Raw genomic sequence first — 15,495 nt, forward strand, 5'->3', positions numbered from 1 at the left:
GTGTGATGCTGACTACACCGCAACGGAGCGACGGTTGGTTAGGCTCCGCGGCGCTCCTGCACTCAGCACCCGAACTTCAAGGGAGAAGCCACGTGAGTTACCCCACACCCTCCGGCTCCGGCAAGGCGATTGATGCCAACGTCGAGCAAACCGTCAACACGGTCCTGGGTCCCGTCCCCGCTTCGGAATTGGGCGTTGTTGCGGTCCATGAGGCGCTGCTGTCCGTACTTCCCGGCGCCCAGTACGCCCCGGACATCTCCATGGACCGGGCAGATATCTTCGAGGCCCTGGCTCGCAAGCTCACCGACTTCCGCAACCACGGCGGCGGCACCATCGTCGACAGCACCGGCATGTTCCACGGCCGCGATCTCAAGCTCTACGAGGCGCTGTCCCGCTCTACCGGCGTCCACATCATCGCCTCCACCGGACTAGGCCCCGAGGAAGAACTCGGCGGATATTTCCTGACCCCGCAGACCAACCCGCCCACCCCGTGGCCAGCCGAAAGGTTCAGCGAACTCTTCGGCACAGAGGTCAGCGAGGGGATGGTGGTCCCCCGCGTGGAGCGCCGCGCCGCTGCCGGCATGGTCGCCACCATCGCGGACCGCGCCGGCATGACTCCGACCGAGGAGAGCCTCTTCCGCGGCTCCGCCCGCGCCGCGAAGAACACCGGCGTCGCGGTCTCCATCCGCTTCGGCGCCGATGCCCTGCACGACCTGGACATCGTTCTGGATGAGCAGCTCGGGGCTGACCGGGTCCTCGTCGGCGACCTGGACCGCAGTGACGCCAAAGGCGCCGCGCTCGAGGTGGCCGCCCGGGGAGCCTTCGTCGGCATCGACCATGTCGGCCTGAACGAGAGTGCGGATTACCTCATCGACCACGAGCGCGCCGACCTGGTGCTTGAACTCGTCAAGGCCGGCCATGCCGACCGGATCATCCTTTCGGGCAACTCGATCGGCGTGGCCAAGGGCCTGCCGGAGTACAACCTGCCCTACAGCCACGTCCTGGCCACGTTCGTGCCGCTCCTCAAGACCCGTGGCCTAAGCGACGACGACGCCCGGCGGATCCTTGTGGACAACCCGCGCCAGCTGCTGACCGTGTGCTAAGCACGCGTCCGCCACCAGACAACAACCTTTCGAACCCCTGAGGTGAACGCATGAGCAAGGTCAATACAGTGCTGGGAACCATCCCGGCCGAAGAACTGGAAATCGTGGCCGTCCACGAACACATCGGCTACGGCATGCCGGGATCCGAACTGGACACCAAGTGGTGGAAGTCCCCGGAGCAGGCCTATGAAGAGACCGTGCCGAAGCTGCGGAAGTTCCGCGAATACGGCGGCGGCACCTTCGTGGACGCCACGGGCATCTGCAACGGCCGCGACGTCGACTACTACAAGTCCCTGTCGCAGAAGACGGGTGTTCACATCGTGGCGTGCACCGGCTTCGTCGGCGGCGACACCGCCCTGCCGCACTTCTCCCGGGCCACCGTGGACTACCTAGCGAAGGTGTTCATCCACGAGATCACCGTCGGCATCGGCAACACCGGCGCCAAGGCCGGCGTCATCAAGGTCGGCGTCAGCCGCGGCGGCCGGATGACGGACCTGGACAAGCGCATTTACCGGGCCGCGGCGCGCGCCGCCGTCGTGACCGGCGCTCCAATCCTGACCCACCTGGCCATCGACCCCGAACCGGCCGTGACCATCTTCAAGGAAGAGGGCCTGTCGCTGGACCGGGTGCTGTTCGGCCACGCCGACGACGGCCTGAACGCGCCGATCACTCCCCACGACTGGATTTACGAACAGGGCGGCCGGATCGGCTTCGACACGTTCGGGTACGACCTGGAACTTCCGGACCCGCCTTTTTGGGGCCGCAAGCGGGCCGAACGCATGCAGCACTTCGTCAACCTGGTCAACAAGGGCTACGCAGACAAGCTCCTCGTCTCGGCAGACGCCAACTGCAGCCCGCTGGGCTGGCCCGGCGTCAAAGGCCACACGATCAACTACATCTTCGAGGACATGATCCCCGACATGCGGGCGGCCGGCATCGACGACGCCACCCTCAAGCTGCTGCTTGAGGACAACCCGTCCGACTTCCTGTCACTGCACACCTGAGCCGCGCACACGCCAGCACAACTTACCCGTTCCAGCAGGCATGGTCCGGGCCACGAGAGACTTAAGAAAGAGATGAAACCATGAAGGCTGAAGAGCTCAAGAACCTCAAGATTGCCATCGTCGGCGCAGGCTACGGCGGCGCTGCGGCGGCCAAGGCCCTGAGCCTGCTCGGCGCGGACGTCACGGTCTACGAGCAGGCTCCCGCGATGGGGGAAGTGGGCGCCGGCATCGGCCTGCGCCCCGCCACGATGGCCCGGTTCCGGCAGTGGGGGATCTTCGACGCCGTCGCCAAAGTCAGTTCACCGAGCGACTACTTCGAAATCCTCACGGCCACCGGCGACCCGATCATGAAGGACAGCTGGCCGGAGTTCGGCGAAGAGAAGCACACGTACCTCATCCACCGCCGCGACTTCATCGAGGCCCTGCTCGGTGTGCTTCCCGAGGGCATGGTGCAGCTCGGCCACAGGTTGGAGACCATCCAGGACAAGGGCGGCCGCTCCGTCCTGACCTTTGCCAACGGCGAGACGGTCGAGGCCGACCTGGTGATCGGTGCCGACGGCATCAAGTCCACAGTGCGGGAGCAGCTCTTCAGCGACAAGGGCCCGGTGTTCTCCGGCGAGCACGCCTACCGGGTGGTGATCTCCGCCGACGACGCCCACGGCATGGTCGTGGACGACAACCTGCGGATGTACATCGGCAAGGGCACCAAGGTCTACCTGCTGCCGCTGCGGCACCGCAACCAGATGTCCTTTGACATCACTGCGCTGAACCCGGACGGGACCTGGGCCCCGGTGATCACGAAGGAAGAACTCCTGAAGACCGTGGACGGATTCGATGAGCGGATCGTGGCGATTGCCCGCGACCTGGACATGGACACCGTGAACATCCGTGCGGTCTACGACATCGACCCCGTGGACACCTGGCACACCGACTCAGTGGTCCTGATGGGCGATGCGGCGCATTCCATGCTGCACCACCAGGGCCAGGGCGCGAACTCGGCCATCGAGGACGCCGGAGCGCTGGCCGAGGCGCTCGCCCAAGCCGTTTCGGTGAAGGAGGCGCTGGCCTTGTTCCAGGCGACCCGCAAGCCGGTGACCGACGAGCTGCAGCGTATCTCCCGCCAAGGGTGGAGCGAGGAAGAGGTCAATGACGTCTTCCCGGGTCAGAAGCCCGCGTCCCAGCAGCCCGTCCAGGTGGAGGCCTAAACCCCATGACCATTCATCCCGAAATCGCCAAGATCCTCAGTACCTTGCCCGCACCCGACGGCTCTCCGCTGAATCCCGAGGCCATGCGGGCCGGCGAGGCCGCGCAGATCCCGCCGGTCGAGGACCGCCTTCCCTTGCACTCGGTCGAGGACGCGACGGCAGCAACGCCCGCAGGAGAGGTGCCCATCCGCATCTACACGCCGGTGGAGGCGGACGCCTATGGCTTCCTCGTCTACTTCCACGGCGGCGCCTTCTTCCTGGGCAGCCTCGACACCCACGATCACGTGGCGCGTTCCTTGGCCAAGGAAACCGGCTTCAAAGTTCTTTCGGTCGGCTACCGGCTGGCCCCGGAGGCTGCCTTCCCGGCCGGCCTTGAGGACTGCTACGGCGTCGTCCGCTGGGCTGCGGAGCACGGTGAAACCCTGAAGTGGGACGGGAAGAACCTCGCCGTCGCCGGTGACAGTTCGGGCGGCAACTTCGCAGCAGCCGTCGCCGGCAAAGCCCACGACGACGGATTCGACGCCATCACCCACCAGATCCTGTTCTACCCGTCCCTGGACCTGGACTTCGACGTCGACCGCTACGCCTCACTGCGGGAGAACGCCGAGGGCTACGGGCTGGAAACGGCTGGCCTGCTGCCGTTCAACTCCTCTCTACCTGGACAGCGGCGCGGATCCCGCCGATCCGCAGGTCTCCCCCATCAAGCGCCAGGACGTTTCCGGCCTGCCGCCGGCCCTGATCGTGACCGCCGAGCACGATCCACTGCGTGACGAAGGCGAGCTGTACGCCCGGCGGCTCAACGACGCCGGCGTGGAAGCGCTGGTGCGCCGGTACGCAGGCGCCAACCACGGCTTCGTCCAGAACTTCTCCTGGATCCCGGAGTTCTACGATGTGTTCGAAGAGGCGGCCGGGTTCCTGGGCAGGGACGCAGCCAGCAGGGGCGCAGCCAGCGGGGGCTCAGCACAATGACCAAACCGGTCGCCGTCCACCCCCTGGTCTCGCCCTGGGGGCGGTTCGGTCTCTACAGCTTCTTCATCGACGCCCCCGAACCCGCGATCGTCGATACGGGCATCGCGTCCTCCCCCGCCGAAGGCATGGCCCCAGCCCTGGCGGCAATTGGCCGACGGATCGAGGACGTCCGCTGGATCCTGCTGACCCACGGACACATCGACCACATCGGCGGCGCATATGCGCTGTGGGAGCTAACCGGACGCCGCGCACGGGTGGTCATCCACGAGGCCGACGCCCCGCTGCTACGCTCCCGCCGCGCCCACGTGGACGAATACCTCGCCGGACGGGGACAGTACCTGCACGACCCCGACGGCGAAGCGAAGCTGACAGCCGCCACGAACGCCGTAATTTCGGGCGAGCTGGAGCCGGACCTGTTGATGCGCGGCGGGGAGACCATTTCCCTTGGCGGCGACGTCACCATCTCGGTCCACTCGATCCCGGGACACACCCCCGGATCCGTGGCATACGTCCTCGACGGGCAAAACGACGTCTTCGTCGGCGACACCGTCCAGGTCCACGGTGCCGCTAACGGATTCCCCGGCTTCGTGGACCCGGCCGGCTACCGCTCCAGCCTGCAGTACCTCAGCGAGGAAATACGGCCGCGGCACCTCTATTTGGGCCACCCGTACCGACGTGCGGACGGCACACCATACGGTGTGGAGCTCGACGCAGGGCAGGCCCGCGAAGCGCTGCAGGGCAGCCTGGCGATCGAGGCCCGGGTCCGCGAGGCGGCCTGCAGCTGCCTGGCCGACGGGCTTCAGGAGACGAATTCGCCGTACTCCCCGTTCGCCCTTGCGGCAGCGGAGCTCGGCTACGAGTCAGACCCCACCCTGGAGCCGTCCCCCTTTTTCACAACGCTCCACGGCTACCGCACGGCATCGGACCAGACGAAAGAAAATGAGGAGATCAACACTCATGGATGACTTCCAGCTACTGAACGCCGGCGGCGAAAAGATCGCCGTGCGCAAAGACCTCCGGGTTCCGATGCGCGACGGCGTCGAGCTCGCCGCGGACGCCTACCAGGGCCCCGAGGACAAGCCCCGCCCTGCCCTGGTGGCCTTGAGCCCCTACGGCAAGGAACTGCAGGCCCTCGCCCTGACCACCCCGCCGCAGCGGCGCCCCAGCCCGATGTGGGACGGCTGCATCGAGGCCGGCGATATTGCCCGCATCGTCAAGGAGGACTACGTCCACGTCATCGGCGACCTGCGCGGCTCCGGCCATTCCGGCGGGGAGCACATCGGCAACTACAACGCCGGCGGCGTTTCGCTGGGCGAGGATGCGTACGACTTCATTGAGTGGGTCGCCGCGCAGCCCTGGTGCGACGGGAACGTCGGCATGGTGGGCATCTCCTACTTCGGGTCCATGCAGGTGCTGGCCGCGGCCGAGCGGCCGCCGCACCTGAAGGCGATCTTCGTCTCCGGCGGACACTACGACTTCTACGAGACGACCTACCACGGCGGCATCATGTGGTTCATGCCGCGCGCCGCACGCGAGGGCCGCGGCGGCGACTCCGGCTGGGCCTTCACCGATAACGTCAAGTCCCGCATGATCGAGAAGCACTCCCCCGCGGAGCTCAAAGAACTCGTCGCGAAGCGCCTTGAGGATCCCGACGTCGCCGCCTGGCCCAACCTCGTCCACGTGCTGCACTACCCGAAGAACCACGAAGCCTGGTTCGACATCGTTCTGAACGAACTCGACGGTGACTGGTACGAAGAGCGCAACCCGATCACGGTGGCCCCGAACATCGACATCCCGGTCTGGCTGCAGATCGACCAGGGCCGCGGCTGGACCATGGACGGCACGATCGAGCTGTTCAAGGAGCTGAAGGGGCCCAAGAAGCTGGACATCGGCCCATACCCGCCGATGCAGTCGCGGCCCTTCATCGAGGAGCACGACAAGATGTTCCGGTGGTATGACTACTGGATCAAGGGCGTCGACAACGGCGTGATGGATGAGCCTGCCGTCAGCGTCTTTGTGGAAGGTTCCCGCGAGCTGGTGACCGCCGGGCAGTGGCCGCCCAAGGACGTTGAGTACAGGCCGCTGTACCTGCACCCGCGGCACAAGCTGTCGACCGAGCCGGAGTTGATGGGGTCGGAATACGCCGTGCCGGATGGTTTCTACCAGGCGCCGCTAACCGTTACGGACAAGGTGGAGATCCTCAGCTGGTCCACGCCTCCGTTCGAGGAGGACACGGAGATGATCGGCACCGGAGCCGCGCACATCTTCGCGGAGATTGACCAGCCGGACACCAACTTCATCCTGCGCCTCTGGGACTATGCTCCCAACGGCAAGCGCCAGCTCATCACCAGCGGGTACCTCAAGGCCTCGCACCGTGAGCTTGACGAGCGCAGCACCGAGGGCAGTCCGGTCCATCCGCACACCCGCTCCGTTCCGGTGGAACCGGGGGTGATCGAGGAATACGTGCTGCGCCTCTACCCGTTCGCGAACACCTTCAAGCCGGGCCACACACTCACCGTTGAGCTGTCGAACGATGAGCCGCTGGCCGACGAGCACAACGCGCTGCTGCCGCCGGACGCGTTCCACCTGCCGGTGGGCCGCCCGGTCACGCACAAGATCTACCGGGACGCGGTCCACCCGTCCCGTCTGGTGCTGCCCTTCACCACAAAACGGTCGAGTAGCTGAAGCCGCCCACTCTAACGAGAAGTTGACAAGACATGACCCTTCGAACGCACCGAATTGTTCCACCTGCCCCAAGCCGGGAAGACCGCTCACACCATTCGCGGGAGCCCGGGCCGATAGCCGGGGAAACGCCGAGCAAATTGGCAATTGCCGTCGACATAGATGAAATTGTTGCCTCGCCCTGGATTGGCCTCCACCATAGGCACGAGTTCCTGCTGCACCACCGGCACGAACACTTAGTAAAAGCAAACGTAAGCCGTTGCTGAACCGGAAAGTCGGTACGGCGCTGTTCCCCCGGTTCTGTCAACAATGAAGGCTCCGCCCGCGCTGTGAACTGCTCCCCGGAAGTTGGACTGAGAAATTCAGTTCCGACTTCCGGGGAGCATTTTTATGCACGCATCTAGTTCGTTATCCGAGGATCAGCGCGAGGCCGCTGTAGCGTGGTTTGAGAAGGGCATCGCGGATAGTGCGGCAGCGAGGTTACTGGGCGTGCCTCGTGGACCGGTAAAGCTTCTCTATCGGCGGTGGAGGATCCATGGTCGAGGAGCGCTGGTGGCCAAGCCTACGAGACAGGCGTACTCGTTCGAATTCAAGCTCGCATTGGTCGAACGGTTCATCGCGGGTGAGACTGCCCCGGACCTCGCGGCGGAGGTGGGCTTGTCCTCTCCCGGGTTACTGAAAACGTGGGTGCGCGTGTATCGCCGCGAGGGTGCGGACGCCTTGCGCCCCAAGCCGAAAGGCAGACCCAACGCGCCCCACGCTCCACAGCCGGCGGAGATACCGGAGCTGGAACGGTTGCGGCGGGAGAACGAACGGCTGCGGGCGGAAGTGGCCTACCTGGGAAAATTGCGGGCCTTGAGGGCGCAGGAACGACGGTGAGGGTCCAGACCGTCATCGCCCTCAAGGCTGACTTCCCCCTCCCGGTTCTGCTGCAGGTTGCCCGTCTTGCCCGGTCCACGTTCTTCTATCACCAGGCCCGCCTCCAAGCCCCTGACCCGCAGGAGGCTATCAAGACTGCGGTGACGGCGTTTTTCGCGAAGAACCGTGGCCGGTACGGGCACCGCCGCATCCACACCGAGCTGGTCAAGCAAGGGTGGACGGTCGCGAAGAAGACCGTGCTGAAGCTCATGCGTTCGCTGCGGCTGGTCTGCAAGGTCAGGCGAAAGAGGCGCTACAACTCTTATCAGGGCGGGCAGGGCGCGGTTGCCCCGAACGTGCTGAACCGCGAGTTCGAAGCCACTGCTCCGAATGAAAAGTGGGTGACGGATGTGACCGAGTTCAGCGTTGGCGACCGGAAGCTCTACCTCTCACCGGTCATGGACCTCTTCGACCGGCAGATCATCTCTTACGCGGTGGGCCTTTCCCCGAATCTGGACCTCACCAACACATCACTCCGCAAGGCGCTGGCAACGCTCGAGTGCGAGCAGACACCGCTCGTGCATTCGGACCAGGGTTTCCAGTACCAGCATGTCTCGTGGCGGAACCTTCTGCAGGGCGCCGGCGCAATCCAGTCGATGTCACGCAAGGGCAACTGCTACGACAACGCGGTGATGGAGAACTTCTTCGGACACCTCAAGGAAGAGTTCTTCCACCGCGTCCGGTTCATCAGCACCGACGCCCTGGCAGCGGGACTGCACGAGTACATCCACTGGTACAACACCGACAGGATCTCGACAAACCTAGAGGGCCTGAGTCCGGTGCAATACCGGGCTCAGGCCCTCGCAGCCTAGGCTCTTACTTAGCCAGTCCAACTTTCAGGGACCAGTTCAGCTGCGGACGGAGCCTTCATTGGTACTGTGAGGACGACCTGCACGTCCGACCCTGGAGCCACCGCACGCATGAGGCTCCTACTTTGGGGTGCAGTTCATGTTCAGCGACCTGGGGCCGCTTCAACGACGGGTCAACGATGACCGGCCAGGGCTTCGGCGGACTCCTCGAGCACAGTCCCGATGTTGTGGTGTTTCGGCTCGCGTATGGCGCCAATGACCAATGCGGCGATGACCGAGCAGAAGGCTGCGGCGACCCATAGTCCTATGTGCATCCCATCGATGAAAGCCCCGTTAACGCCGGGGAACCCCTCAAAAACAACTCCGGCCGATGCCCCTTCGATTGCGTCGGCTGGAAGGCTGGTCTTAGCCACGGCGGGGATCACCTGGCCGGCAACGATTGCGGACAAAATGGCGGTACCGATAGCGCCACCAACCTGTATGCAGGTCGTCTGGAAACCGCTGGCCACACCGGCCAGGTGCACCGGCGCGCCGCCCACGATGAGGTCCGCCCCTGATGGAATGGCGAAGCCGGAACCGAACGCGATGATCACGAACGGCACCGCCATCATCCAGTAAGGCGTGTCGACACCGACCAGCGTCAGCAGCGCCAGGCCCGCAGCCATCAAGCCAAGGCCCATGGCGGCGACCCTGCGGGGGCCGATCTTCGCCGTGAGCAACGCCCCGATGGGCGCGGACGGAATCGCAAAAAAGCTCATCGGCAGCATCATCAAGCCAGCCGTAGCGGTGCTATTGCCCAGGGAGTTCATCAGGAACAGAGTCAGCAGGAACGTGACGCCAAGGATCGAGAAGAAGTTGGCAACAAACACGAGACCACCAACACTGACGCCGGCCGACCTGAAGAGGGCCAGTGGGAGGAGCGGGCTAGCCACACGGCTCTCGACGATCACAAACAGGGCAAACAGCACGACAGCAGCGACGAACACGCCGATCGTTGGGGCACTCCCCCAGCCCCAACCCTGAGCCTGAACCACGGCGAAGACGACAGCAAAGAGCGCTCCCGCCAGCAGAACGATACCGAGTAGGTCGATGCGGCCTCCCTTTTCCATGGCCGTTTCACGGACAACCAGAGCTGCCATCACGACACCCGCAATAGCAATGGGGACATTGATATAGAAGACCCACTGCCAGCCGGCGCTCTGTACCAGCATGCCGCTTACGAGCGGGCCGCCAGCGATGGATACAGACGAGACGCCACCCCAGATGCCTACCGCCATGCCGAACTTTTCCCTCGAGAACGTTGACCTAAGCAGAGCGATGGTCTGCGGCATGAGTAGCGCTGCGCTCACGCCCTGCAGAGCACGAAATACCAGCACGCCTTCGATGCTTCCGATGAGGCCGATCGCAACACTGGTGATACCGAACAGGATGACACCCAGAATGTAGACCTTCTTGCGCCCGAATCGGTCGCCGAGCTTGCCAGCCGGTATAAGGCAGACGGCAAGCGCGAGAAGGTACGCGTTAATGACCCACTGCAAATCGCCGAAGGTGGCATGGAGGTCGGCCTGAATTGCAGGGTTGGCGATGTGAACGACAGTGGAGTCGAGCCCGACCATGAAGAGGCCGAAGCACACGGCTATCAGGGTCAGCGCAGGTTTGCCCTTGGCTCGAAAAGGCGGAGTACCGGTTTCGAGGGGGGCGGATACAGATGCCACAGAAACACTTCTTTCCTAGAGGAGATACATATGGTTATACAAGTATAACTACGCTCGAAGAAAACTCGATCCAGAACGAGGGAACTATGAGGGTGCTGCGGCGGGAAGTGCCTGCCGGCCTACTCCGGCTCGGCGAGAACTGCAGCGAGCCGCCGCAGCGCCGGAAGACAGGCGGCAATCTGCCCACGCTCTTCGGGCGTCAGCCGCGCACTGGCCGCCTCAAGAGCGTCGGCCCAGGCACCCTCCATCAGCACTTTGATCCGCTGCGACTCCGCAGTGGGATGAAGGGAAACGTAACGCTTGTCAGCGGCATCGCGGATCCGCGTGACCAGGCCCGCGGCCACCAGTTCACGGAGCTGGACGCTGACGTTGCTGAATTGCCTCCCCAGGCGGGCTGCCACCTCCGCGACAGTGATGCCCGGGTGATTCTCGATCACTCGGAGGATTTCCAGCAGGCCGTTGGATAGCGGCCGGACACCGGTTTCATTGTGCGACTTCCGTCGGACGTCGGAGGAGATGTCGATGATAGAGACAGCCACATCCCGAAGGGCGGCGACGTCTGCCGCCCGGGACGACCGGTCCACACTTTCCATTTCATAAGCATAGGCGTGTGAATTGGCCGCAGCGGTCGCGTAGCAAACCGCGCAGCCCTTGACTGTCGCTTTACGCCATGTAAGTGTTATATACGAAGTGACGGACACAACATGCGGGGCGTCGTGCGGCGCCCCAGCCCGCGCGTCCTCCCTACCCGCTTCCGCGTCTCCCCGGAACGCTCATCGCGTGCCCGCTAGGGCCCTTACCTCTTGGACGACATCCCATGGCAACAATCGATCTTCGGGACTTCATTGGCGAAGCCCGCTTCAATCGCTTCCAGGCGGGCATGCTTTTCTGGGCCTGCTTCATCATTACCTTCGACATGTATGACCTGGTGGTCTACGGATCGGTCCTACCGGTCCTGATGAAACAATGGTCCCTGGGCCCGGTGCAGGCAGGGGCCATCGGAAGCTACGGGCCTGTTGGCATGATGGCCGGCGCCATCCTCTTCGGGATTCTGGCTGACCGTTTCGGCCGTAAGAAGATCCTGACCGCAAGCATCATCCTTTTCAGCGTCGCCACCGCCCTCAGCGGCTTCGCGCCCGGACCGACAGAGTTCTCGGTCCTCCGGGCGCTGGGCGGCCTCGGGATCGGCGGCATCCTGCCGACCGTCATTGCCATGTTGACCGATTACGCGCCGAGGAAGCGCGCCAACACCATGGTGGCAGTGGTGATGTGCTTCTTCTCGGTGGGCGGAATCCTCGCAGCCTTCGTCGCCATGCTCCTCCTGCCCGCGTTCGGCTGGCAGAGTACCTATTGGGTTGCCGTGCTTCCCCTGCTTTTCCTGCCGTTCATGATGAAATACTTCCTCGACTCCCCCGCCATGCTCCTGCAGAAGGGCAACGTCGGGGAGCTTCGGTCCGCGCTGTCGAAAATCAGCGGCCAGGCCGCACTCCCCGCTGCAGTGGAATTCACCGGGCTGCAGGAGCGGGAACCCGGCAGCCCCATCGGCGCGCTGTTCACGAATCGCCGTGGGCTGGGGACCCTCATGATCTGGGTCGCCTTCTTCATGTGCCTGCTGATGGTCAACGGACTGACCACCTGGCTTCCCAAGCTGATGGTCGAGGCCGGGTACGCGCTGAACTCAAGCCTTACCTTCACGATCGTCCTCAATGTGGGTGGCATCGTCGGCACCCTGGTCCTAGGGAGGCTCGCGGACGCCTGGGGCGTCAAACGGGTACTCGTCCCCATGTTCGTGATTGCCGCCGCGTCGCTGGCCCTCCTGGGCTTCGGCAACAACATGACGGTGCTTCTTCTCCTCGTGGCCATTACCGGCGCCTGCACCATGGGGGCACAGAATATCTCCTATTCATTTGTGTCCCAGTACTACCCGTCCTTCATGCGTTCGACGGCCATCGGGCTCGCCTCCGGTGTCGGTCGGATGGGCGCCATCGTGGGGCCGACATTCGGCGGCATTCTGCTAACCCTCAAGCTGCCGGTGGCAATGAACTTCCTGTTCTTCGCCATCCCGGGCGTCATCGCCGCCCTGGCCTTCCTGTTCGTTCCGCTCGCAGCCAAGGCAGGCGGCCGCTCCGCAGGACACCCAGATCAGCACACCAGCAACGGTGCGCCGGTCCCGGCAGACGCGGCGTCCGCTTCCCCGTAACGGCCTGACGGCCTCGGGCCGCCCCTCCATATCGGGGCGGGGCGGCCCGACCAGCCCAACTGAGGGGCAGCGGCTGGAAGGGCTAAAGGCGGCACACATCGGATCTAAATTGGGTGCGCTGACGGTCGTTGCTACACGCTTCATAGGGAGTTAAGACGACCGTGCCTATGTCGGCGAGAGCCGTCTGAGGAAGGTTGACTGGACCGTCCCGTGGTCAGCTGGCGATCGCCTTGCCTACCTGGCTTTTCGGCCGTAGCTGCCGTTCTGCTGTATCCCATGCCGACTGGCCAAGCTTCAGCGAGGTAGCGAGGGTCACTCTTGCTTTCGCATCTCGGGGTTCAGCCAGCGGCCGTAAAGCATATCGGTCATCCGATTATTGGAGCCGTAATGGCTGTGACCTGCGGAAACACTGTGCCCGAGGTGGGACTCGAACCCACACACCTTTCGATACCGCATTTTGAGTGCGGCGCGTCTGCCAATTCCGCCACTCGGGCGCGGAGACACCGGTTGTCATAATCGCCTGCCCCACGGTGCTGTGAGCAACGCGATCGCTTCCGGTGCGCGAAATTACTCTACATGCAGATAGGCTGAATTCCAGAATCGCGCCAGTGACGCCGCATCGATCCCAACCGGCCCCCAGTACACCAGCGGACGAACCTTTGATGGTCCAGTTCCCGCCGTACCTTTGCAAGGAGTTCCCGTGTCAGAACAGACGGAGTCAACCCAAACGTCCCAGCCGGCGCGCCGCGTCGTGGTCGCCGAGGATGAGACGCTCATCCGCCTGGACATCATCGAGATCCTGCGCGGCGAAGGCTACGACGTCGTCGGCGAAGCGGACAACGGCGAGAAGGCGGTGCAGCTCGCGGAGGAGCTGAAGCCGGACCTGGTTCTGATGGACGTGAAGATGCCCGTCATGGACGGCATCTCCGCCGCCGAGAAAATCGTCAAGGCCCGCATCGCCCCGGTGGTGCTGCTGACCGCTTTCAGCCAGAAAGAGCTCGTCGAGCGCGCCCGCGACGCCGGCGCCATGGCGTACGTCGTCAAGCCGTTCACGCCGGCCGACCTGATCCCCGCCCTGGAGATCGCCCTGTCCCGCCACGAGGAAATCAAAGCCCTCGAAAGCGAGGTCAGCGACCTGCAGGAGCAGTTCGCCACGCGAAAGCTGGTGGAGCGCGCCAAGAGCCTGCTGACCACCAAGATGGGCCTGACCGAGCCGGAAGCCTTCCGCTGGATCCAGAAAACGTCCATGGACCGCCGCCTGAGCATGCGCGAGGTCGCCGAGACGATCATCAACCAGGTCAACTAAGCACCTAAGCAACCAAAAAGGGAGGGTTCCCGCCGCTGGCTACCAGCGGCAGGAACCCTCCCTTTGCCTTGGTGGAAGAGGAACTAGTTCTTGCTGTTCTTCTTTTTCTTTTCCGGCCACGGGCCCAGCTTGTCCTTGGTGACGCCGTTGCCGCCCTGGCTGCCGGCGTCGGCGAGGTCGCCGACCCGGTGGACCTTGAGCATGTTGGTGGAACCGGCCTTTCCGGGAGGCGAACCGGCGGCGATGACCACCATGTCACCGTCCGAGACCAGATCCATCTCGAGCAGGTTGCGGTCCACCTGCGCGGTCATGGCATCGGTGTGGCCCACCATCGGGACCAGCATCGGCTGGATGCCCCAGGTCAGCGCGAGCTGGTTCCAGACGTGCTCCACCGGCGTGAAGGCGAACACCGGACGGGTCGGCCGCAGACGCGACAGGCGGCGGGCGGAGTCACCGGACTGGGTAAAGGTACAGATGTACTTCGCATCCAGCTGGTCGGCAATTTCGACGGCGGCACGGGTGATGGCGCCGCCGCGGGTCTTGGGTTTGGTGCCCAGCGGGGGGACGCGCTCCAGGCCGTGGACCTCGGTGGATTCGATGATCCGGGCCATGGTCTTGACGGTCTCGATCGGGAACTTGCCCACGCTGGTCTCACCGGAGAGCATAACCGCGTCCGCACCGTCGAGCACGGCGTTCGCGCAGTCGGAAGCCTCGGCGCGCGTCGGGCGCGGGTTGTCGATCATCGATTCCAGCACCTGGGTGGCGACGATGACCGGCTTGGCCCAGCGGCGGGCGAGCTCGACGGCACGCTTCTGCACGATCGGCACTTCCTCCAGCGGCAGCTCCACGCCGAGGTCGCCGCGGGCGACCATGATGGCGTCGAAGGCGTCGATGATTTCGGGGAGCTGTTCCACGGCCTGCGGCTTTTCGATCTTGGCGATCACCGGCACGCGCCGGCCCTCTTCGTCCATGATCTCGTGGACGCGCTTGATGTCCGAGGCGTCGCGGACGAAGGAAAGGGCGACCATATCGACGCCGCGGCGCATGGCCCAGCGCAGGTCGTCCTCGTCCTTTTCGCTCAGCGCCGGCACGTTGACGGCCACGCCGGGCAGGTTGATGCCCTTGTTATTCGATACGTAGCCGCCCACGATGACCTGCGCGACGACCTTGACGTCGTCGACGTCGATGGCGCGCAGGGCAACCTTGCCGTCGTCGATCAGCAGCGCGTCGCCGGGCTTGACGTCCTCGGTGAGGCTCTTGAGTGTCGTGGAGCAAATGTCCTTGGTGCCCGGGACATCCTCCGTGGTGATCGTGAAGGTGTCACCGACGGCGAGCAGGTGCGGCCCGTCGACGAAGCGGCCGAGGCGGATCTTCGGACCCTGCAGGTCGGCCATGATCGCCACGGCCTTGCCAAGCTGCCCGGCGGCCTTACGCACGTTCTCATACGTGTTGTCGTGGACCGAGTAATCCCCGTGGCTCATGTTCATCCGGGCCACGTCGACGCCGGCTTCCAGCACGGCGAGCGTGTTCTCGAAGCTCGCGATCGCCGGTCCGAAAGTGGCCACAATTTTAGCGCGTCTCATA

General features: G+C 64.3%; 13 protein-coding genes, 1 tRNA gene and 1 pseudogene. 11 read left to right on the plus strand and 4 right to left on the minus strand.

Going from position 1 to position 15,495, the window contains the following annotated elements:
- The first annotated feature begins 92 nt into the window (after positions 1-92).
- The 9 genes and pseudogenes from QFZ61_RS13305 (at position 93) to QFZ61_RS13345 (ending at position 8,693) form a co-directional block, all read left to right on the plus strand.
- Positions 93-1,103, plus strand: a complete 1,011-nt coding sequence (locus QFZ61_RS13305; protein WP_307036774.1) for a phosphotriesterase — start codon at positions 93-95, stop codon at positions 1,101-1,103.
- Between the two features lie 50 nt (positions 1,104-1,153).
- Complete coding sequence (locus QFZ61_RS13310; protein ID WP_307036776.1) at positions 1,154-2,107, plus strand: phosphotriesterase; 954 nt, start codon at positions 1,154-1,156, stop codon at positions 2,105-2,107.
- Positions 2,108-2,187: 80 nt separating this feature from the next.
- Positions 2,188-3,312 carry an NAD(P)/FAD-dependent oxidoreductase gene (locus QFZ61_RS13315; RefSeq protein ID WP_307036778.1) on the plus strand — a complete coding sequence of 375 codons (1,125 nt, stop codon included), beginning with the start codon at positions 2,188-2,190 and terminating at the stop codon, positions 3,310-3,312.
- A gap of 83 nt (positions 3,313-3,395) precedes the next feature.
- Positions 3,396-3,788, plus strand: a pseudogene (locus QFZ61_RS16975) (alpha/beta hydrolase); the annotation flags it as partial.
- Positions 3,769-4,281: an alpha/beta hydrolase fold domain-containing protein gene (locus QFZ61_RS16980; protein ID WP_373427203.1), complete on the plus strand. Its 513-nt coding sequence runs from the start codon at positions 3,769-3,771 to the stop codon at positions 4,279-4,281. The pseudogene QFZ61_RS16975 and the gene QFZ61_RS16980, both read left to right, overlap by 20 nt.
- A complete protein-coding gene (locus QFZ61_RS13330; protein WP_307036782.1) occupies positions 4,278-5,246 on the plus strand; it encodes an MBL fold metallo-hydrolase in 969 nt (322 codons plus the stop codon). The genes QFZ61_RS16980 and QFZ61_RS13330 overlap by 4 nt, the downstream gene beginning before the upstream one ends.
- Complete coding sequence (locus QFZ61_RS13335; protein ID WP_307036784.1) at positions 5,239-6,966, plus strand: CocE/NonD family hydrolase; 1,728 nt, start codon at positions 5,239-5,241, stop codon at positions 6,964-6,966. Before QFZ61_RS13330 ends, QFZ61_RS13335 begins: the two co-directional genes overlap by 8 nt.
- A 549-nt stretch (positions 6,967-7,515) precedes the next feature.
- Positions 7,516-7,842: a helix-turn-helix domain-containing protein gene (locus QFZ61_RS13340; protein ID WP_307036786.1), complete on the plus strand. Its 327-nt coding sequence runs from the start codon at positions 7,516-7,518 to the stop codon at positions 7,840-7,842.
- Positions 7,839-8,693 (plus strand): IS3 family transposase, encoded by an 855-nt coding sequence (locus QFZ61_RS13345; RefSeq protein ID WP_307036789.1) that lies wholly within the window; start codon positions 7,839-7,841, stop codon positions 8,691-8,693. The genes QFZ61_RS13340 and QFZ61_RS13345 overlap by 4 nt, the downstream gene beginning before the upstream one ends.
- A 170-nt stretch (positions 8,694-8,863) precedes the next feature.
- On the opposite strand, the gene QFZ61_RS13350 is transcribed toward QFZ61_RS13345, so the two are convergent.
- Both QFZ61_RS13350 and QFZ61_RS13355 read right to left on the minus strand, forming a co-directional pair.
- A complete protein-coding gene (locus QFZ61_RS13350; protein ID WP_307036791.1) occupies positions 8,864-10,405 on the minus strand; it encodes an MFS transporter in 1,542 nt (513 codons plus the stop codon).
- 119 nt (positions 10,406-10,524) lie between these two features.
- Positions 10,525-10,998 carry a MarR family winged helix-turn-helix transcriptional regulator gene (locus tag QFZ61_RS13355; RefSeq protein WP_307036793.1) on the minus strand — a complete coding sequence of 158 codons (474 nt, stop codon included), beginning with the start codon at positions 10,996-10,998 and terminating at the stop codon, positions 10,525-10,527.
- Positions 10,999-11,222: 224 nt separating this feature from the next.
- Here QFZ61_RS13355 and QFZ61_RS13360 point away from each other — a divergent pair, with 224 nt between their 5' ends.
- The gene (locus QFZ61_RS13360; protein WP_307036795.1) at positions 11,223-12,605 is read left to right on the plus strand and encodes an aromatic acid/H+ symport family MFS transporter; all 1,383 of its coding nucleotides are present in this window, start codon (positions 11,223-11,225) and stop codon (positions 12,603-12,605) included.
- A gap of 412 nt (positions 12,606-13,017) precedes the next feature.
- On the opposite strand, the gene QFZ61_RS13365 is transcribed toward QFZ61_RS13360, so the two are convergent.
- Positions 13,018-13,099 (minus strand) — tRNA-Leu (locus QFZ61_RS13365).
- Positions 13,100-13,305: 206 nt separating this feature from the next.
- Here QFZ61_RS13365 and QFZ61_RS13370 point away from each other — a divergent pair.
- Positions 13,306-13,911, plus strand: coding sequence for an ANTAR domain-containing response regulator (locus QFZ61_RS13370; protein ID WP_307036797.1), 606 nt, complete (start codon positions 13,306-13,308; stop codon positions 13,909-13,911).
- Positions 13,912-13,994: 83 nt separating this feature from the next.
- Here the strand turns inward: QFZ61_RS13370 and pyk are convergent, their stop codons facing one another.
- Positions 13,995-15,494, minus strand: coding sequence for a pyruvate kinase (gene pyk, locus QFZ61_RS13375; RefSeq protein WP_307036800.1), 1,500 nt, complete (start codon positions 15,492-15,494; stop codon positions 13,995-13,997).
- Position 15,495 lies beyond the last annotated feature (1 nt).

It is taken from the genome of Arthrobacter sp. B3I4 (genome assembly GCF_030816855.1).
Taxonomy (GTDB): Bacteria; Actinomycetota; Actinomycetes; order Actinomycetales; family Micrococcaceae; genus Arthrobacter.